The sequence below is a fragment of the Mycobacterium attenuatum genome, assembly GCF_900566085.1.
Taxonomy (GTDB): domain Bacteria; phylum Actinomycetota; class Actinomycetes; order Mycobacteriales; family Mycobacteriaceae; genus Mycobacterium; species Mycobacterium attenuatum.
This window is the reverse complement of record NZ_UPHT01000192.1, coordinates 11,615-31,037: the sequence shown is the minus strand read 5'-3', so window position 1 is coordinate 31,037 and position 19,423 is coordinate 11,615. Positions and strand designations below refer to the sequence as shown.

Here is a 19,423-nt window from a genome sequence, read left to right as displayed (position 1 = left end):
CCGTAACGGGCACCCTGCCAGCCGTTGGCCTGCATCAGACGCTCAACGGTGCATCGAGCAACGTCCATGCCGTCCCCACGCAGCTTGATCCATACCTTGCGGCTGCCCAGGGTCTTGTTCAACGGGTTGCGTTCGCGGAATTCCTTGATCGAGGTGGTGACCGCTTCATCGCGAAGCTGCTGCTTGCTCGGTGTTCTTTTGATCCACTCGTAGTAGGTGGAAGGGCTGATCTTGATGCCATGCTCGGTGAGCACGGCGCACATGGGCTCGACTCCCCAGATCAGCCCGGCCCCCTCGGGGCCGGGCGTCTGGTGATCCTTGTGCTCGGTGATGAACCGAATTACCGTCTCGCGGGCCGGTCGAGCTCGGCCCCGAAGAAAATCGCTGCTGCTTTGAGAATCTCATTGGCCCTACGCAATTCGGCGTTCTCGCGCTTGAGGCGCCTGAGTTCCTCGGACTGTTCACTGCTCACACCCGGGCGCTGTCCGGCATCAACCTCGGCGCGCCGCACCCACGTCCGCACCGTCTCGGGTGTTCCCACCCCCAGCTTGCCCGCCACAGCACAGATCGCAGCCCACTGCGACCCGTACTGCGGTGCTATCTCAGCGACCATCCGAACAGCCCGCTCCCGAAGCTCCTCGGGATACTTGCTTGTACGTGCCATCATCCAAATTCTCCCAACGCAGGGAGTCTCCGGACACGCCGGGAGGAGTCAAACTGATCATCGAAGGCCAGTCCTACCGGCGACGTCAAAAGCCCACAGTTTGACATCAGCACCGCAAAGCCAACATCATGCTCGCTGAGCCAAACAGGTGGTCCCTTGCTGGTGGCAAACCAGTGGTCCCTTCCCGGTGGCAAATGACAATCATGAGCTACTTCACGTCGCAGGGCTGGCAGTCCTGGGGTGTCGAGCACCGTCCGGTGATCCCGGAAGGGATGCCGTTCCTCATCGATGACGATCTGTTGTTCGAGGACGGCCCGGCCACGCCGCGGCCGGCGACGGTGATCAACCGGTGGTTGCGGCTGCTTCCGGCCAGCGGGGCACCGGCCCCGAGTTCGTGGGAGAACTACGCACGAGCAGTCAAGGAATGGACGGAATTCCTCGCCGAACACGGTGTGGGCCTGTTCGATTCGCGTGATCGACTCAAGGCTGGGCTGAGCCGCTATGCCGAGCATCGCGCGGCCGGGCCGGTTTCGGCGAGGTTCGCGCCGACCACGTGGGCGCAGCATATGAGCATCCTGTCGCTGTTCTACCGGTGGGCGATCGATGAAGGACTTGCTACTGCCGAGCCGTTCACCTACCGGTCGGCGCGGGCGGTCTTCGCTAACTTGTCCGCAAATGCAGGCGTTGTCATCGTCGCTTCTCCAAAGGCTCACCTGGCCCACGTCAGCGCCACTTGCAAGGCCCGGGCAATACCCCGGTATCCGGCCAGTTATCCGAGCCGACCGCTGAAGGGACGGTACGCACGGCTCGGTTTCCTGCTGCCTTTCGGCCACCGGCGTTGGCTTCTTGGGCCATCCTGTTCCCGCCACAGGAGTTCGGTCTTCCTCACGGTCGACTCACCGAGACACTTGCCCGGACCAGGGCGGGGTTTCCACGTTCCACATGCGCAAGACTCGGTCGGGGAGGGTGCCGCCTATATCCCGGGAGCGGCGGTGTTCACGCGACCCACCAAGTGCCCTGGGTCGCCGCCTGCCGCTTCTCAGCGGCCAGCCCCTGCACCCCGGCACCGCAACCATCTATCCGGGGCTCACTTTGACGAGACGTCATCAGCGGTTCACTCACGTTCACCCGTCCGACCTTCCCCTCACCCGCAGCCCTCGGATGGATCAAGGGCCGCTTCGGCTTTCCCCTGAGCTTCGCACCCCGCCGTTACCAGCGACGCACGTCAGGGGTGCGGACAGGGCAATGAACACATACCCGGGCTACGTCATCGACAACGCCGCCGACCTCCACTCAACGCGCCACTTACACATGCGACCTCGTGTCGCACCACTCGCGAAGTGCCTTCCCGTAGGAATACTTGTACCCTAGACAAGTCCAATTATCCCTTGCAGGACAAGCACTTTCGCTTATCTACACGCCCCCTTGAGCAACCTTCCACGAAAAATCCGGGCTAACAAGGAATCGTCAATAGCGTCCTGCCTATGACCCGCTCACCACGCTGTCACGTGTTGGAGGGCAGCGCTGTACCAGCTCCACGGCGGCGCAGGGAAACAAGGTCGTGTCGAGCGGACGGGAGCGTCGGTTCATCGGCTCCCTCAATCACGAAGCCGGCATCGACGATCATCTGCCGATCATCACTGCCCGGCTGTCCTTCGCTTGTGAGGTAGTCGCCCAGGAAGATTGAATTCGCTAGGTGCAAGGCCATCGGTTGCAAACCGCGTAGGTGGATTTCACGGCCGCCTGCAAGTCGCACTTCAACATCTGGAAAGAAAAATCGGAACAGGGCCAGGATACGCAGGCAGCGATCTGGCGTAAGGTCCCAGTGCTCGCCCAATGGGGTGCCGTCAAAGGGAATGAGGAAGTTGACTGGTACCGAGTCGGGGTCCAGTTCGCGAAGAGCAAAGGCCACATTGACGATATCTGTGTCCGTTTCACCCATTCCAAAAATGGCGCCCGAGCACGGAGACAGCCCCGCCGCGGTGGCACGACCGACCGTCTGCACCCTATCAGCGAACGTATGCGTGGTGCATACGTCGGCGTAGCGGTCTTCAGCGGTGTTCAGGTTGTGGCTATACGCATGCGCGCCAGCCGCTGCAAGTCGCCCAGCCTGATCCTCGTTGAGCAAGCCTAGGCACACACAGATTTCAACCTGGGGATGGTCCGTCTTTATTGCGGCAATGGTGTTTTCAATGCGGGTCAGATCGCGATCACCGGGACCTCGGCCACTTGCAACCAAGCACACACGCTTGGCACCGGCGTTGACGGCGTCACCTGCGATCTGCGCCGCTCTTTCCGGCGCGACCCAGGAATACTTCAGCACCTCAGCCTCAGAGCCCAGACGTTGCGAACAATAGCCGCAATCTTCAGGACACAGACCACTTTTCATGTTCACGATCGTGTTGAGCTTGACCCTCATGCCGAAGAACTCCCGGCGAATTCGCGAGCCAGCTGCAACTACGTCGATCAACGGTTCAGTCCCCGCCAACAACGCATGCGCTTCCTCGCGGGTAGGCGCCTCTTTCCGAAAGGCCTTGTCCACCAACACCGATAACAGATCACTCGACATAACGCATCAATCTAGTTCATTCGTGAACAGTGTTCAAGAATGCCACCTGACCTGGTTGATTGGCGCTGAACAGCAAACGCCGCGCGCTCCCACACTAGCCCCTGTAGGCGTATGCGTGTACTGGCCAGGTGATCTGGTTGACAAAACCTTAGGCCAGCGGAAGCGTCGAATCAACCAGACGCTCTCCTCGCTTGACCCCCGAGTCCATGTACCACGAAAGGAACTGCCTCGTTGTGTGCTCGTCGATGCAAAATTCGAATGCTTCTCGACCACAGATTTTCTCCGCGTTGTCGGTGAGGAACGTCTTTCCGTTACGCAGGTAGACTTCGTAGAAGTCTGTCTGTAGGCGACGGTCAAGTTCTGAAAGTTGCGTCGGCTTAGACACAAAGCGTGGCTGGGGCAGATCGAGTAAGTCGAATCCGGCATTCAGGCAAGTCGCCGCAGTGGGTGGAGTTCCGTTCACGACGTGAAATACGGTTTCGCTCGTCTGCGCCCGTGAGATACGAGCAATCGCCCGGGCGACGTAGTCGATCGGAATCAAGTTCAGTTCGGTATCCGGTTCGGCCAGTAGAGCCAGGCCGCGGTGCTGAAGCAGGCTGCCAAGCCGGTCCCCAACACGGGACTTGAATCGCAACAATTGGTCGAGCATGCCGTACATGCCACTGAAGCTTGTTGCGCCACGTGTTTCGCTGTGCCCGATGACGATGCTGGGCCGCACGATCTGGTAGTCGAGCTGGCTCGCCGCCACGATTTTCTCGCCGGCGACCTTGCTTCGTTCGTACTCGTTGTTTGAATCTCCTGGATCCGGCAAAGGCAGTGTCTCACTGACCTCGCCGTGCCGCTTCCCGGCAACGTAGGCAGTGCTGACATGGCAGAGGCGGGCTGTTGTGGCCTGAGCTAAACGCACGATGTTGGCGGTTCCCGCAACGTTGATTGCTTTGATTTCGTCAACGTCTTGGTCCGCATACTTCAGGCTGGCGGCGGCATGCACTACCAGATCTAGTGACACGGGCAAGCCCTCGTAGTCCCCATGAGAAGACCCGACATCACCGACAACGGCGCGCACCCGATCGCCAATGGCAAAGTCGAGATCACTTTGTCCGTACGCACGAGCGGCAACTTTTAAGGCCGCCTCAATCCTGCTTTGCGCAGCGCCAACTGAGTTCTCTCGAACTAGACAATACACGCGGGCGTCCGTGTCCAAAAGATACTGGAGCGCCAGCGCACCACCGACGAATCCAGTTGCGCCGGTGACCAATATCGTTGAGAGTTCGGATTCGCTCATGAATGTTTCTCCTTATTGAGCTGTTCGACAATTTCGGCCAGGTCGGCGATCGTTCGCAGTCCGCCCGGTGGCGTGTCTTCGTCCCATTCGAACCCGTATTTGGCTTCGATCGCAATGAGGAAAGCGACGAAGGAAACCGATGGGACTCCTGACTCGCGTAGCGCGACATCAGGACCGATTTCCTGGGCTATAGATTTGTCGAACACAGTGCCGAGCAAATCGATCAGTTCGCGTTCAATCCCAGTGGTCTCAGACAAAGCGCGCCTCAATCGCCGACACGAATTGCGCTACACCGTCTTCGAACTCAGCTGTGGCTTCCAGGAAAGGCAAGTGCCCGGCCTGCGGAATTTCTACCGTGGACAAGTCGGACACGAGCTCTTTCATCGCTTCGACCGCGCTATGACTCCAGCCGAAATCGTCGTCTCCGGTCATGAGCAGCACCGGAACTTGCAGTCTCGTAAGCAATTCGGGATCAGTGTCACAGATCAGGGACAGAGTAAAGCTGGCCTCGATCTGTTCTTGAGTGTGCAGCACTAATAGACTTTCGCGCAGTCCGAGGTAACCCGCTGTGCCCATGGTCTCGATCATGAGATCACCGAACACCAAAGGGTACATCTGGTTAAACATGCCGACCATCCCGTGTGTGCGTAGCGCTTCCAACCAGTTCTTGACGATTCTGCGCCCACGTCGGCTGCCCCACGGCGAAAGTGCCGGGCCGGCCATTACTAAGCCTCGAACTTTGGTTGGATGGCGCAGCGCATAGTCGCGGCAGATGACGGCCGACATGGATGTACCCAGCAGATACACTTGCTTGCCGCCGAGGCTGTCCACGACAACGTTCAAATCGTCGAGGTGGTTGTCCCAGGTGGGCGCTTCCGTACCCGCGGTGGAGGCACCCTGACCACGAAAGTCGTAGGTGACGACCTGATGACTTTCTGCAAGTCTACGCGTGAAGGACCGCCATACGGGGCTGACCATGAAGAAGTTGTTGAGCACGACGATGGCCGGCCCGGTGCCGCGGTATTCGGCGTACAGTTCAACATCGTTGCCGACTGAAAGCCTGGGCGTGTCTAGGTACTGGAAATCCAGGTCATTGATTGCTGTGTAGCGCGCTTCTTGCGCGGGGCCGTTCATTGCACTCCTATCCGGCTATTACCTTGTGGCGTAGAAATTTCGGCGCCCACCAGTTCGCCTTGTCCAGAATGAGCATCAGGCTAGGCACGAGAAACAGTCGCACCAAGAAGGCGTCGATAAGAACCGCGATCGACAGTCCCAGCCCGAGTAGTTTGATGAAACTGATCCCCGACGTGCCTATTGCCAGGAACACCGTCGCGATGAGAAGCGCTGCGACACTGATCATCTTGGCGGTCGTAGTTAGTCCGATGACGACCGCATCGGAATTGCTGCCAGTGCGGTCATACTCCTCTCGTATTCGTGCGAGGAGAAATATCTGGTAGTCCATCGACAGACCGAATGCCAAGCAGAACATGAGGATTGGCGATGTGGCACTGATCGTCCCTGTCGCGGTGAACCGCAGCGCGGTAGACAAGTGACCCTCTTGGAACACAAAGACCATCGCACCAAAGCTTGCAGTGAGGCTCAACAACGTTAAGAGCAAGGCCTTGATACTCACCAGAACACCGCCGGTAAGGACGAATATCAGCGGTAGCATCGCGATGGCGACGATGGCCAGAACCATGGGGAGACGTCGGGTGATGGCCGCTTGGGTGTCGATGTCTTCGCTGTAGAGTCCGGCTACTTCGGTACCGAAAGGTGCTGCATAGTCGCGGATTTGGCGGGTGAGATTTTGCTGTTCGACGATTGTCGCACCTGGCTGGGGAATCACTTGAATCGCGCAGCTGTCGCGATTCTGAAATCGCGCAACACCCGGTCCGGTGATATGGCCGTTCATGTAGTCGGCAGCGCCGGTGCGCACTTGCAGTACCGTCGCGATCTCGGACAGTTTCTTCGCGAAGTCTTCCACTGGGCCGCCCGCCGCTTGGGCGTACACAAAGATGGGATCGGCGCCGAGCGCGGGCAGATCCCGGCGTACCGCGTCCGAGGCAAGGCGAGCCGGCGCATTTTCAGGAAGCACCCGATCGTCGACCGGTCCCAGTCGCAGTCCTGCAACAGGGGCCAGCAGAATCAAGAGGGCTACGCTGGCACCGATGGCGGCAGCCAGACGGAAGCGGATGACAAACCGCAAGATCGTGGTGAGAACCGGACCCGTCTCTGAGAGATTGACCTTACGTACGGCCATTTGGTCGATTCGATTTCCGAGCACATGCAAGAGGACCGGCAATACCCACAGTGTCACCAGGCAGACCGCCGCGATACCCGCGATACCCGCGATAGCCAGTGATCTGAGATAGACCAGCGGGATTGCGATCAGGCCCACCAAACATAGCGCGACTGTTGCCGCTGAGATGAGAATCGTTCTGCGGCACCGGGTTACTGCTGCAGACAGAGCGAGATCCCATTGTTGGCCTGCCCGCACGCCTTCGCGATACCGGGTAATGATCAGCAGGCTGTAGTCGATCGCCAGCCCGAGCGCGAGGCCGGTGATGAGGTTAAGGGTATACACCGAGATGGGCGTCACCATATTGATCAAGCCGATCGCCAACACGGAAATCAACATCCCGAGCACCCCGACCAGCACAGGGATCAGCGCGGCATATAGCCCGCCGAACCACACCAGCAGCAGTACAAATGTGATTGGGACCGCGATCATCTCGGCTCGCACGACATCGGTGGTCGCCTGTTTGCTTACGGCGCGCAAGATTTCGGCTTGGCCCGTCACTTGTACGTCCAGATTGGTGCTGTGCGCCACTTCGGTGAGCAGCGGCTGCAAGCGTACGATCGAGGCGCGCACATCATCCTCGCTACCTGACAGGCGGGCCAGTATCGCGGTCGTGGTCTGGTCGGCGGACATCAGCGCGGGACTGTGGTCGCCAAAGTATGTTTGCACCGAGACCACGCCCGGTTGTGCCCTGAGCGTGTGGGCAAAGTCCTCAACGGCGTTGGCGTCAGCCTGATCGAGATGGCCGTGTCGGGTGCTGGCAATGAGGATCAAGTTCGGCGCACCGACTCCGAAGTTCTGTGTGAGAGTATGGGTGGCGCGCGTTGACGGCGCATCCGGGTCGATGAATCCGCCGACCGAAAGTTTGTTCTCGAGTCCGGCAAACATCAGCAACCCGGCGAGCGCTGCCACAGTGATGGCGGCAATGCGGATCCAGGTCAATAGTCGTGGGGGCGTGGGAACCTGGGAATTAACGGCCATCAAAGTTCCATTCTTGACCATCGGCCCAAATGATGCGCGTGCCATCGGTTTTGCTCATCGTTCCCGCTGTGCTAACGAGCCATTCCTGGGCTGCGAACTCTTCGATCTCTGCGTCAGGCTTGATAATGCAACTGCCGTCGCGGCGCACGTAGGCGCCGTCCTCGCGTGGGAGCCAGTGCTCGGAATCAAACACTTGGAGCGTGCCCTGCGCGCTTATCCTGGCCATCGTCCCGTAACGCCGCATCCAGGCACCACCGCGGCCGGCGGCCCACCGTGTGTTGTCTACTTTTTCGGCAGTATCGGCGCCAGCCCACATCACCAACAGATCCTCGCCGTTGACGCTGTGCCCATGGTCATCGATCTGCCAATAGCCAAGCGGCCGTTGCAGTATCGGCCATCTCTCGGCCAACTCGCCGAGCGACGAAACATCGTCGGGATTGGCGCACACCATGGTGTGCGCCACGGACCGCTCACGGCGCAGCAATGAGCTCAGACTCTTGCCGGCGCCGACCTCGATTGTCGTATCGATTTTCAATGCGGCAAGGCCGTTCATGACTTTGTCCCAGCGCACTGGTGCGCTAACTTGCGCGGCGATCCGCTCAGCTATGCCGGACCCCGTCCGCACAATTGTGCCGGACGAGCATTCAATGATTGGCACGCGTGGCGGGAGGAATTCGATATCCGCCAGGCGATCAGCGAGTTGGGTGGCCGCGGATTGCATGAGCTGGCAGTGAAACGGTGCGCTCACTGCCAACTTGCGGGTGACCGCGCCGCGATCGGTTGCAAGTGCGTTGGCTCGTTGTACGGCGTCGGCATGCCCGGACACCACCAGTTGGCCCGAGCCGTTGTGGTTAGCGATTTCTACAATTTCAGTTTGTGCAGCGGTGGAGCAGATTTCGGCAACTGCGTCCTGCGCAAGGCCCATGATGGCGAGCATCGCACCTGCCGCCGGCGGTACCGCTTGTTGCATTAGGACAGCGCGCTGCTGCACCAGCGACAGCGCCGAGGCGAATTCTGTACTGCCCGCACAGGTCAGCGCTGAAATCTCGCCGAGGCTATGCCCCGCCATAACGGTCGGGTGCAGACCAGTCTCGGTGGTCAGGACCCGGTACGCCGCGACGCTGGTCGTCAGCAGGGCCGGTTGGGCGTTGACGGTCAGATCCAGGTCCTCACCGCTGAAGCAGGTCTGCGACAGTGCGCGTCCCAAGACATCGTCGGCTTCCTCGAAGGTCTGACGCGCAATCGGATAGCGGTCCGCCAGCGCCTTGCCCATGGCGGCGACCTGCGATCCTTGGCCAGGGAAGATGAATGCGAGCAAGGGAACCCTCTCAGTGTCTTTGTTGTGCAATGCTATTCGGCGACACGGAAGGTTGCCGCGCCCCAGGTGCCATAGCTGTGGCTGATGGTCACGATCAGCTCGTCAGGTGCGGCACCTTCTTCTAGGTAGGTGAGCAGGTTGATCAGAATGTCCGCGGAGTGCACGTGGCCGAAGTCGGCGACATTCTCCAGATAGGCACGGTCGGGACCAAGCCCGAGCGCTACCGTCATAAAACGAACAGCCTCGGCGTTGACGTTGTTTGCCATCAGTTTGCCCACATCGGCCAGTTCAGCGTCTGAACGTCGTAGGAGATCACTAACCACCTTGACCAGTCCGCGTCGGATCAACAGCGACATGTCCGATAGATCAGCAGTTCGGACTTTCTGGTTGGTACGTCCGGCTGTCGCGAGTAGTTCTAGTCGCGACGGGTGCTCAGCGCTAAGTAGACAGCTCGCCGCGCCGTCACTCAGAATCGAAAGCGTGTCTGTCAGAATGCGCGACCGCGGATCACGGCAGACATCACTTGTGACTACCAGCACATTGCGGGCGCCGCTGCCCATGATCAGGCTGTGCGCGGCACGCATAGCAGACCCAAAATTGCCACAGTCCGATAGCGATATGCCGATCGGGGTGGCCCGCGTTAACCCGGTGTTGTCCAGCATGCTCATGACCCGGGCGGCGTCGAATGCACCCCCAGCCACGCTGGCGGAGGCAAAGATCAGGACGTCGACCTCGTCGGCAGTAATCGGTGACTGGGCGATCGTCTGTGTGATGACCTCGGCGGCGAGGTCGATGGGCGTGCTGTCGCTGCGATGGTAGTAGCGCAGCCCCACATCATGTACCTGCCGAAGAAGTTGCTCATCTTCGCGGAGGGGCTCAAGGGTATCAACGGTTTCTTTGGCTCCGAGGGTGTAGGCAAGCCCGTGCAGATGCGTGCTCGCGCTCATCCATCCGCTCCGGCGTCGATGGAGCCGCGGGGCTCCCGGGCGAAGAGGGTGACAAGATACCCGTGCAGCGCAGCAATGGTGGGATAATTCCACTGGACCGCTGCGGGCAATTCAATATCTAGTGCCGCGCCGAGACCGTTCTTGAATTCGATGAGAGCCAACGAACTCAGCCCAAAGTCGATGAACGAGGTCTGGGTTGGAACTTCATCGATGTCCAGCCCGAGAACGGCCGCCAGGTGACTCATCAGGATCTCGCGCAGCTTTTCCGAGCGTTCTTCAGCGGGCAATTCGGCGATGTTGATGCAGGCGGCGCCAGAATCGGCCGCTCCGGCATTCTCCCTAAGCAGTTCGAACAGCGGTACTGCACGCGCGTAGGGGTGCGCGCGATACCAGCGGGCGGTGTCGATGGCCAAGATCGCCACGTGAACTTGACCACTGGCCATCGCCGCACCGAGCGCCTGGTGAGACTCTGCCGGGCTGATTGCCGCCAGGCCTCGGCCCTGCATATGTTTGTCGATCACGGCGTTGCCCGCTGCCATGCCGACCTCACTGAAAGACCCCCACGACACGGCGATGCCGGGGCGCCCACAGGCGCGGCGATGTGCCGCTAGACCGTCAAGGAACGCGTTGGCGGCAGCGTAATTGCTCTGCCCACCTGAAGGAAGCACCGAGGCCGCCGATGAGTACATAACGAAATGGTCCAGCGGATCCTGCTCGGTGGCGCAGTGCAGGTTCCACGCTCCGAGAGCTTTGGGTCCAAGAACATCCTCAAAATCTGCCCATGTCAGGTTCGCGAGGGTGCCATCGCGCAGTACTCCAGCCAGATGAAACACGCCGCGGATCTGGGCACCTTGAGATCGGATCTGCCCCAGCACCGTATCGACCTGCGCCGGGTCGCTGACATCTGCGCGTACCGCCGTGACCGCCACACCGCGCGCACGCATCGCGGTCATGGCCTCGGCGGCACGGGCATCGGGGTTCCGCCGGCCGAGCAAGACGATGTCTCGCGCGCCGCGGTCGGCCAGCCACTGCGCGAGCTCAATGCCGAGACCGCCCAGACCGCCTGAGACGACATAGCATCCGTCGGCGGTGAAGGTCGGCGCGGCGTCGGGCACGATCTGCACATCGATATCGGGGCCGGTGTCCAAGACGAGCTTGCCGATGTGCTCACCGGCGGCCATGGTTCGAAACACCATGCGCGCTTCGGACAACGGGAAACTCTGCGTGGGCAACGGGGGCAGCGTCGCATCGTTGAGGCGTTCCATCACGTCGCGGAATAGGCGGGCGAATACCGCAGGTCGTTCAATTTTGAGACCGGCTATGTCCACCGCCGTGACGGTGAGCCGTTTTTTGAAGTGCCCCAAGGGAAGTTGCCCATCGGCGTAGATGTCGCGTTTGCCTAATTCCAGTAGAACACCGTCGCTGGCCAGGACACGCAAATTCGCCTCCAGTGCCTCTCCCGATAATGAATTGACCACAATGTCAACGCCCTCGCCGCCGGTTGCGTCGAGGATCTGCTCGACAAAACCAAGTGAGCGAGAATCCATAACATGCTCGATGCCCAAATCCCGTAGATACTGGCGTTTAGCAGGGGACCCGGCGGTCGCGAAGATCTCCAAGCCGAGCCGTTTAGCCACCTCAAAACACGCCAATCCTGTTCCACCTGAGGCTGAATGAATCAGTACCCGCGTACCCGGCTGCGGATGTACCAGGTGCTCTAGGCAGTACACGGCCGTGGCGTAGGCGCTCGGTGCCGCAGCGGCTTGGGCGTCGGTCACCGACGGTGTCAATGGGTAAACCAAGTCGGCCTGAGTAAGCGCATGAGTACCAAAACAATCCATCGCCACGCAGCCGACCCGGTCACCGACCGACACCGACTCAACTGCCGATCCCACTGCCACAACCGTGCCTGCGCAATCACTGCCCAACTCCACTGGCGCGGTCGAGGACCTCAAGAAAAAGCCCATGGCGCGCATAACATCCGCGAAATTCAGACTTGCTGAACTCACACGCACAACCACGTCTTCGGGACCGGGCTGTGGGATTTCGCGGCCGCGCAGAGTCAAGGTGTGCAGGCGCCCCGGTTCATCAATGACCAGACCGAATGGTCGGCCCTCTGCCCGAACCATTGCCTGGACATTGGTCTGCGCCTCAAAAGGCGTCAGCCTGCTGATATGGCGTTGGCCGGTGCGCCAGGCGACGTGTCGTTCGGCGTCACCGGCAAGAACTTCGGCGACAGCATTCTCGTACTCGGCGGGTGAACCGACATCAACGATCGTGGCGCGCAATTCGGGATGCTCCGGCCCCAACGAGGTGACGAAACCCCACAGCGCGCTTTGGAATGGGTCCGGGTCGGTGTTGTCGAGAGCTTGCGCAGCGGTAGTGACCACATGGAGTCGGGGCGACTTGTCACCGGAGGTGTCCACTAACAGTCTGGTCAGCCGTTGCAGCGCACACAGATCGGCAAACGTCGTTGTCGCCGACATCGCCGGGTCTGCAACAAAAACCACACTGCTAACTCCAGCTAGGTCACCGACGCGAACCTCGCTATCGATACTGCGTTGCACACCGATGCCGTGTTCCTCGAAATGATCAGCGATGCACGCAGCGCTCACTCCTGATCCCGTTACCAGGACACCACCTGCACGCGGCTGCTGTTGCGGCAGGGCGCGGTGTTCCCAAATCAGTTCGAATGCGCCGATCTGGGGCTGGTCCTGTCCGGAAGCTCCGACACGCTGGGCGGTCAACCCTTCGACCATCGCCAGCAGATGCCCGTCGACGTCATAGACGTCGAGGTCCGACACTTGTCGGTCATCACCGGTGATCGACCGGCGCACATGCGCCCATACCTGCGTAGGCAGACGCCCCATCAGGGTGAAGCGGCCAATCGACTGCGGGAGATACAGACCGTCGTCGACCGCGAGCAGTCCCACGGCCTGAAAGCACCCATCAAGCAAAGCAGCCGGCGCAACGTCCTCAGGTTCCCGACTTGTCTTGTCTACCACGCAAACTCGCACGAGTACGGTCTGATCACCGGCGAACGCATCAGTTACCGTCCGGAATGCGCGCCGGTAGTCGATGCCCAGTCTGTCGTAGCTGGCGTAGAAGTCTTCCTGCGAGATCGCCCGCGGATGCCGCGCACGCAGTTTCTCAATATCGATCGCCGCTGGCGGTCGTGCGTCAGAGTCAGCGACGTTGCCGCGGACATGTCGGGCCCACTGCGGGTCACCGACGGCCGGTTCGCCTCGCTCGGCCGAGATCTGAAAATCATTGCTGTGCAGTACAACCTGTACCCTTTGGCTAGTCTGGGAGCGCACCGGCAAGGGCCGTTCGAAGGTGACGTTGGCTAGTACGACGGTTTTACCCTCGGCGCGCTGCCACAGCAGGGCGGCAACCATATTTATAAACCACGCACCGGCGATGACTGGGCTGGCTCCGATCACGTGATCGAGTAGCCACGGCGTTCGGTCGGTGTCTAGTGTGCGTTCGAGCAGAACCTCCCCACTAACTGATGATTCGAGCATCCGCAGATGGTCTGTGCCGCGCTGATCTGTTCGCTGCCAGTCCGATTCCACCCAGTATCGGCGTCGCTGCCACGGGTATCGTGGCAGTTCTACCGGCTGGCCGGCCACGCCCAGGGCGCGCGGGCCGACCGTGGTGCCGTGGATATACAGCCGAGCCGACAATTCCAGCAGGTCGCGGCGTGCATTGCCGTTGCGGCGCAGGGTCGGTGCCGCCAACCGATGCTCGCCGATCAGTGCGCTGAGACTGTCCACAAGGACCGGGTTGGGACCGATCTCGACGAACGCGCCTGCGCCCGCGGTCACTGCGGCCTTGACAGCAGAATCTAGTCGCACGGTCTCTCGCAGATTGCGAATCCAGTAGCGTTCGTCGAGCTCTCGGGCGTCGGTGATGCGTCCTTCAACGGTAGAGATGAATCCGATCGCATTGTCGGAGTTGGGAATCACTCGGCCTAGCTGTTGGGCGAATCGGGGCAACTGGTCATCAAGTTGGCGGCTATGTGCCGCCGTGTGAATGCGTACCCGGTTCGTTTCGATGCCGCGGGCACCGAGGTCCTCGGCAAGTTGATCGAGTTGCTTTACCTGACCGGTGACAACAATGTGTGCAGGTCCGTTAACGGCTGCGATGTCTAAAACGTTGTCGTTGTTGGCAAGCCACGCATCGATTTCGTCGACGCCGGCGTACACCGAGAGCATGCTGCCGGTGCCGCCGACCTGTTCGAGTATTCGACTGCGCTGGCAGACAATGCGCGCGGCCTGCTTCAAATCGAGTGCCCCACAAACATGAGCTGCCGCAAGCTCGCCCATGCTGTGGCCGATGACGAGGTCGGGCGTGATGTTTCTCTCGCGCAGCATCATTGCAAGGCCGATCTGCAGTGCGAACGACACCGGTATCTCGGCGTCGACTCTGCCATTAAGATCGGTGCCGGCTTCAAGAACCTGAGCGACATCCAAGTCAAGATGTTCAGTCATGGCATCGCGGCAGCGTTCAACCGCATCTCTGAACACCGCAGAAGTAGCCATCAGCTGCTTGCCCATGCCTGGCCACTGACCGCCGTGTCCGGAGAAGACGAACACCAACGCACCGGGGTCCGCGGCGCGTCGACCCACCAGAACGCCAGCCCGTTTCCGGCCGTCGGCGAGGGCAGTCAGCGCGCGTTCCAGCCCTGCGCGTGTGTCGGCCACCACCACTGCGCGTTCCTCGAGCGCACTTCGGGTGGTCGTGGCGCTGAAGCACACGTCGTGCGGATCGACTTGCGGATCGATGAGGTGCTCGCTGTACCGTGCAGCCAGATCGTAGAGAGCCTGGCGACTGCGCGCCGAGAGCGGAAGAACCAATGTGCCGGGCTCGGCCAGCGGTGGGTCCAGCGCTGGCTCAACGCTGGAGATAATCGCGTGGGCATTGGTTCCTCCGAACCCGAACGCACTCACCCCAGCCCGCACGCGCCCGGTCTGGCGCAGTGGGTATGGAACCGTGGGCACAGTCAACTTCATCTGAGCCCAGTCGATACTCTCGTTAAGTTCGGACACCGGGGTTCCCGGTGCGATTCGATCGCGCACCACGCCGATCGCAGCGATCAAGCTGACTACCCCCGATGCGGCTTCAAGGTGACCGATGTTGGCCTTGATGGATCCCACAACGAGAGGGCGGGCGCGATCGGTCCCGAAAACTGCGTCCAGTGCCTGGATTTCAATCGGATCTCCAAGCGGCGTACCGGTGCCGTGTGCCTGGACGTAGTCCAGATCACCGCTCCGCAGTCCAGCGGAGCGCAACGCATCACGCAAAGCTCGTTCTTGCGCTTGTCCGTTGGGTGCGGTTAGGCCGTTGCTGGCGCCGTCTTGACTGACGGCGGTGGACAGGACATGCGCCAGCACGCGGTGCGGTTGCGCATCGCGGGCACGTTCGAGTATGACGACGCCACAGCCCTCCCCACGGACGTAACCGTCCGCGCCAGCTCCGAAAGGCGCCGAACGTCCTAGCGGTGAAAGCGCTTTAAGCTTCGACATGGCGATCATGTGCTGCGGGGTGGCAATGAGGTTCACTCCGCCGACGATCGCACGGTCGCATTCGCCCGAGCGTAGGCTTTGCACGGCTAGATGCAACGCGACCAACGAGGATGAGCATGCGGTATCCACAGCCATACTGGGTCCTCTGACGCCCAGAAAATAAGACAGGCGCCCGGCCGCGAGTGAGTTCGCTGAGCCCGTCGCACTGTAAATGTCGATTGTGGTCGGGTCCGTTGCTGCGCTGGCGTAGTCGATGGCGCTGATACCTACGAACACCCCGGTGTTGGATTCAGCGAGCTCATCGGAGCGTATGCCTGCATGTTCGAGTGCTTCCCACGTCACTTCGAGCATCAGGCGTTGCTGTGGATCCATGGCCACGGCTTCACGCGGTGAGATGCCGAAAAACGCTGCGTCGAAGCCAGCGATGTCGGGCAATATCCCGGCGCGCTTGACCAGCATCGTGCCCGGTTGGTCTGGATCGGTATCGAAGTAGCGGTCGATGTCCCAGCGATCGGGCGGCAGGTCAGCGATGCCGTCTCCGCCCCCGCGGAGGAACCTGTTGAGACTGTCGAGGTCCTCAGCGCCGCCGGGTAAGCGGCACCCGATGCCGACGATGGCGATCGGTTCGGTGCTCTTGCGCTGGTGTTCAGCCAGGCTGATGCGGGCGGTTCGCAGTGCTTCGACTGTCTTCCGAAGTACATCGCCGGCGGTGTTTTCAGCCATGAAAGTCTTTCTGCCAGGCCGTCAATTCCGCCAGGGCCGTCTCAATGAGCTCGGCCTCAGTCAGTTCCGCGGGCACCATGGCGATAGTGGGCTCGGGATCTGTGGCGGTTACAGCGGTGTTGTCGTGGTCCAACAGCGCGGTCAGCGCAGCTGATTGCTCGGATATGGACGGGAAATCAAACACGAAACCTCCTTGGAGCGTTACGCCGAGCTCTCGGCTCAGCCGCGTGCTGAGCTCCACGGCCATCAAGGAATCAAATCCCACTTCATGCAGTGGCAACGAAGTATCCAGTGGAGCTGATTCATCGCGGCCAAGAATGCGATTAGCGTGGGCGAGAACGATTCTCGTCACAGAATGCCGGTTTCCGATGCCCACGCCTTTCGGCGAACTACGATCTGTTGCCGTTCTCTCCGGTAAGCCCGTCGATGCCGACGCGAAGTTAGGTGGGACCTGTGGCGGGCCATGATCGACCCAGTACCGATTGCGTTGGAAAGGGTATGTCGGCACGGCAACCCTGTGCTCACCACGTTTGTGGAGACCGCCGAGACCAGCTACTGCACCGTAGGCGAATAGTTTTGCCGCACATAAGGATAGACCCTGAGCGTCGACTCCGACGCTCACCCATTTCGTGTCGTCCGCCAGCGTGACTTCCCGGCCGCAGCGGCCCAACACGCCCCCGGACACATCAACGAACACCGTGCAACCGGCTTGCCGCATCGCGGCGAGCGCTTCGATGGGGTGTGCAGGCCACAGGGGGCGGCGAGCCCAATACTCTGGGCGGCTGACCAGTTGGTCTGCGCGCTGCCCGGTCTGGCAGGACACGAACGCTATACGCGGCGGCGATGGGTTGATGACGGGTGCGCCGTCGACGTCGCTGTCGCCAAGAACAGCGCGCTCGTCCCGCGCGTCATGAATTGCCACGCCTTTCAATCGCAAGGCATCTACCAGCTGGGGCAGATCGGGCGAGGTCAGGAGGTATTCGGGTTCGGCTCGCGCGACGATCCGTCCTCCCGATGCAGCAATCTCGTGTTCGAGCACTCCGAAATCGGTTGTGCAGGCGATGATGCCAATGTCTCCGTGAGCTGTATCGGCGATTAGGGCAATTGCATCGTCGATTCGAAGTATGCCGGCGACGACTGCGGCAACGTATTCGCCTGTTCCCAGTCCGACGACCATCGCGGGTTGCAGGCCCCAATCCTGCATCAGGGTAACTATGGCCAGTTGTCGAATAAATCCAACGGTATCGGCGACATGTGCTGCCACTGACGTCGCCGGGTCCCTCGGATCGGCGAACAACGCAGCGCGCAAGTCCAAGCCCAATTTGCGTTCCGCAATGCTGGCGCATTGATCGACAACCTCGCGCACGCGCTCTGAGGCGTTGTAGATCTCTGCGGTGGCGGTGAATAGCCCTGAATCGCGGTGCCCAAGGACCAGTCCTGTCTCGGCGGTTCTGGCCCGCGCTATCCGGCCGTGCCAAAGCTCTCGCGTGCGTGTTCGGGCAGCAAAATTCTCCAGGGACTCGGCCATAGCACTAGCCGTCGGTGCGTGCGCCGCTAATCGATATTCGAAGGTCGATCGGCCGGTATTGGCCGAATAGCAAACCCTCTGCAGAGTGTGCAGGTCTTCTCCCTTCAGTACCGCTGCATAGCGTCGGGCTTGTGCGTTCAGTGCTTCAGGGGTGCGCGCAGAGAGCGTCAGTACCGCTGGCAATGCTGATTCGGGCTCCAGACAAGGATCGGCGGTTTGGTCTTGGCCGACGATGACGTGAGCGTTAGTGCCGCTGAACCCGAAGGAACTCACTCCGGCCAACCGCTGTCCAGAGTGCCAGCTCTGAGCATCCGTCACGACACGTACGGGGCCGGCATCCCAGTCGATATGGGGATTAGGCTCATTGAAATGTAGTGACGGCGGGATGATTCCGTGCCGTACTGCCAGCGCTGTCTTGATCAGGCCGGCTATGCCTGCAGCAGTTTCGGCATGTCCGATGTTGGTTTTGATAGAGCCGGTCCACAACGGTGTCTGACGGTGGGTGCTGCCGAAGACTGTGTTCAGCGCGGCGATTTCGATGGGGTCGCCCAACGCGGTTCCGGTGCCGTGCGCCTCGATGTAGCCGATCTGATCGGCCTTCAAATCTGCTGATTGCAACGCCGCCTGTAGAACGGCTTCTTGTGACCGTCGGCTTGGTACGGTCAGGCCGCCGGTCCGGCCGTCGTGATTGACCGCGGAGCCACGGATCACCGCATGGACGGTGTCGCCGTCGCGCTGAGCATCGGACAATCGCTTCAGGAGCACGACTCCACAGCCTTCGGCTCGTCCGTAGCCGTCGGCAGACGCGTCGAATGTCTTGCAACGACCGTCCGGCGCGAGCGCGCGAATTTTGCAGCAGAATACTGTGGAGAACGGAGACAGTACGAGATTAACCCCGCCAGCAAACGCGGTGTGACACTGACGTGCTCGCAGGCTCTGAACCGCTTGGTGGACTGCTACAAGCGAGGAGGAACATGCTGTATCGATCAACGCGACTGGTCCGTTGAGATCAAGTACGTGGGCGATGCGTCCGACGGCGATGCTAGGGGTATTGCCCAATCCGGCATAGGCATCGAGATTTTCGGGACGACCACCGACCGCGATGCGGTCGTAGTCTCGCCAGCTCAGACCCATGAAAATGCCGGTCTGTGAGCCTTTGAGCGCATCGGCGGTTATCCCGGCGTGTTCCATTGTCTCCCAAGTGACTTCAAGAAGCAGGCGCTGCTGCGGGTCCATCGATTCCGCTTCTCGTGGGGAGATGCCGAAGAACTCCGCGTCGAAATGATCAATGTTGGAGAGGAACCCACCTCGGGTGGCATAGATTTTGCCCGGTGCTGAGGGATCGGGATCGTAGAATTCGGCTGTATTCCACCGACCCGGTGGTTGCTCGTCGGTGACATCCGCACCCAGGGTGACCAGTTCCCACAAATCGTCAGGTCCGTCGACCTCTCCCGGAAGCCTGCATCCCATGCCGATAATCGCAATCGGTTCCCTGTCGCGATTCTCAAGTGCCGCGCGGGCTTGAGCTAATTGGGTTCGCGCGTCGCGCAGCGCTTGCACAATGCGTTCGTCAGTGGACAC

At 60.7% G+C, this 19,423-nt stretch carries 10 protein-coding genes and 1 pseudogene; 1 reads left to right on the top strand and 10 read right to left on the bottom strand.

Going from position 1 to position 19,423, the window contains the following annotated elements:
* Positions 1–664 (bottom strand): annotated as a pseudogene (locus EET13_RS29210) (IS3 family transposase); the annotation flags it as partial.
* Positions 665–792: 128 nt separating this feature from the next.
* Here EET13_RS29210 and EET13_RS32125 point away from each other — a divergent pair.
* The gene (locus EET13_RS32125; RefSeq protein WP_342212323.1) at positions 793–1,857 is read left to right on the top strand and encodes a site-specific integrase; all 1,065 of its coding nucleotides are present in this window, start codon (positions 793–795) and stop codon (positions 1,855–1,857) included.
* A gap of 311 nt (positions 1,858–2,168) precedes the next feature.
* Here the strand turns inward: EET13_RS32125 and bioB are convergent, their stop codons facing one another.
* The 9 genes from bioB to EET13_RS29160 all read right to left on the bottom strand — a co-directional run bounded on the left by bioB (position 2,169) and on the right by EET13_RS29160 (position 19,423).
* Positions 2,169–3,233: a biotin synthase BioB gene (bioB, locus tag EET13_RS29200; protein WP_122445501.1), complete on the bottom strand. Its 1,065-nt coding sequence runs from the start codon at positions 3,231–3,233 to the stop codon at positions 2,169–2,171.
* Between the two features lie 148 nt (positions 3,234–3,381).
* Positions 3,382–4,518, bottom strand: coding sequence for an SDR family oxidoreductase (locus tag EET13_RS29195; protein WP_122445500.1), 1,137 nt, complete (start codon positions 4,516–4,518; stop codon positions 3,382–3,384).
* Positions 4,515–4,775, bottom strand: a complete 261-nt coding sequence (locus EET13_RS29190; RefSeq protein ID WP_122445499.1) for a phosphopantetheine-binding protein — start codon at positions 4,773–4,775, stop codon at positions 4,515–4,517. Before EET13_RS29190 ends, EET13_RS29195 begins: the two co-directional genes overlap by 4 nt.
* Positions 4,768–5,652 (bottom strand): alpha/beta fold hydrolase, encoded by an 885-nt coding sequence (locus tag EET13_RS29185; protein WP_122445498.1) that lies wholly within the window; start codon positions 5,650–5,652, stop codon positions 4,768–4,770. The genes EET13_RS29190 and EET13_RS29185 overlap by 8 nt, the downstream gene beginning before the upstream one ends.
* 7 nt (positions 5,653–5,659) lie before the next feature.
* Positions 5,660–7,798 carry an MMPL family transporter gene (locus tag EET13_RS29180; protein WP_168991357.1) on the bottom strand — a complete coding sequence of 713 codons (2,139 nt, stop codon included), beginning with the start codon at positions 7,796–7,798 and terminating at the stop codon, positions 5,660–5,662.
* Positions 7,788–9,116, bottom strand: coding sequence for an ACP S-malonyltransferase (fabD, locus tag EET13_RS29175; RefSeq protein WP_168991356.1), 1,329 nt, complete (start codon positions 9,114–9,116; stop codon positions 7,788–7,790). The genes EET13_RS29180 and fabD overlap by 11 nt, the downstream gene beginning before the upstream one ends.
* Positions 9,117–9,148: 32 nt before the next feature.
* Positions 9,149–10,063 carry a 3-oxoacyl-[acyl-carrier-protein] synthase III C-terminal domain-containing protein gene (locus tag EET13_RS29170; protein ID WP_122445495.1) on the bottom strand — a complete coding sequence of 305 codons (915 nt, stop codon included), beginning with the start codon at positions 10,061–10,063 and terminating at the stop codon, positions 9,149–9,151.
* On the bottom strand, positions 10,060–16,314 hold the full coding sequence (locus tag EET13_RS29165) for a type I polyketide synthase (protein ID WP_122445494.1): 6,255 nt from the start codon (positions 16,312–16,314) through the stop codon (positions 10,060–10,062). Before EET13_RS29165 ends, EET13_RS29170 begins: the two co-directional genes overlap by 4 nt.
* Positions 16,307–19,423, bottom strand: a complete 3,117-nt coding sequence (locus EET13_RS29160) for a type I polyketide synthase (RefSeq protein ID WP_122445493.1) — start codon at positions 19,421–19,423, stop codon at positions 16,307–16,309. The genes EET13_RS29165 and EET13_RS29160 overlap by 8 nt, the downstream gene beginning before the upstream one ends.

What these genes read in the sequence shown, in the direction of transcription:
- EET13_RS29180 (WP_168991357.1), bottom strand. Translation starts at nt 7,798, where the DNA reads ATGGCCGTTAATTCCCAGGTTCCCACGCCCCCACGACTATTGACCTGG.
- EET13_RS29165 (WP_122445494.1), bottom strand. Translation starts at nt 16,314, where the DNA reads ATGGCTGAAAACACCGCCGGCGATGTACTTCGGAAGACAGTCGAAGCA.
- bioB (WP_122445501.1), bottom strand. Translation starts at nt 3,233, where the DNA reads ATGTCGAGTGATCTGTTATCGGTGTTGGTGGACAAGGCCTTTCGGAAA.
- EET13_RS29170 (WP_122445495.1), bottom strand. Translation starts at nt 10,063, where the DNA reads ATGAGCGCGAGCACGCATCTGCACGGGCTTGCCTACACCCTCGGAGCC.
- EET13_RS29185 (WP_122445498.1), bottom strand. Translation starts at nt 5,652, where the DNA reads ATGAACGGCCCCGCGCAAGAAGCGCGCTACACAGCAATCAATGACCTG.
- EET13_RS32125 (WP_342212323.1), top strand. Translation starts at nt 793, where the DNA reads ATGCTCGCTGAGCCAAACAGGTGGTCCCTTGCTGGTGGCAAACCAGTG.
- EET13_RS29195 (WP_122445500.1), bottom strand. Translation starts at nt 4,518, where the DNA reads ATGAGCGAATCCGAACTCTCAACGATATTGGTCACCGGCGCAACTGGA.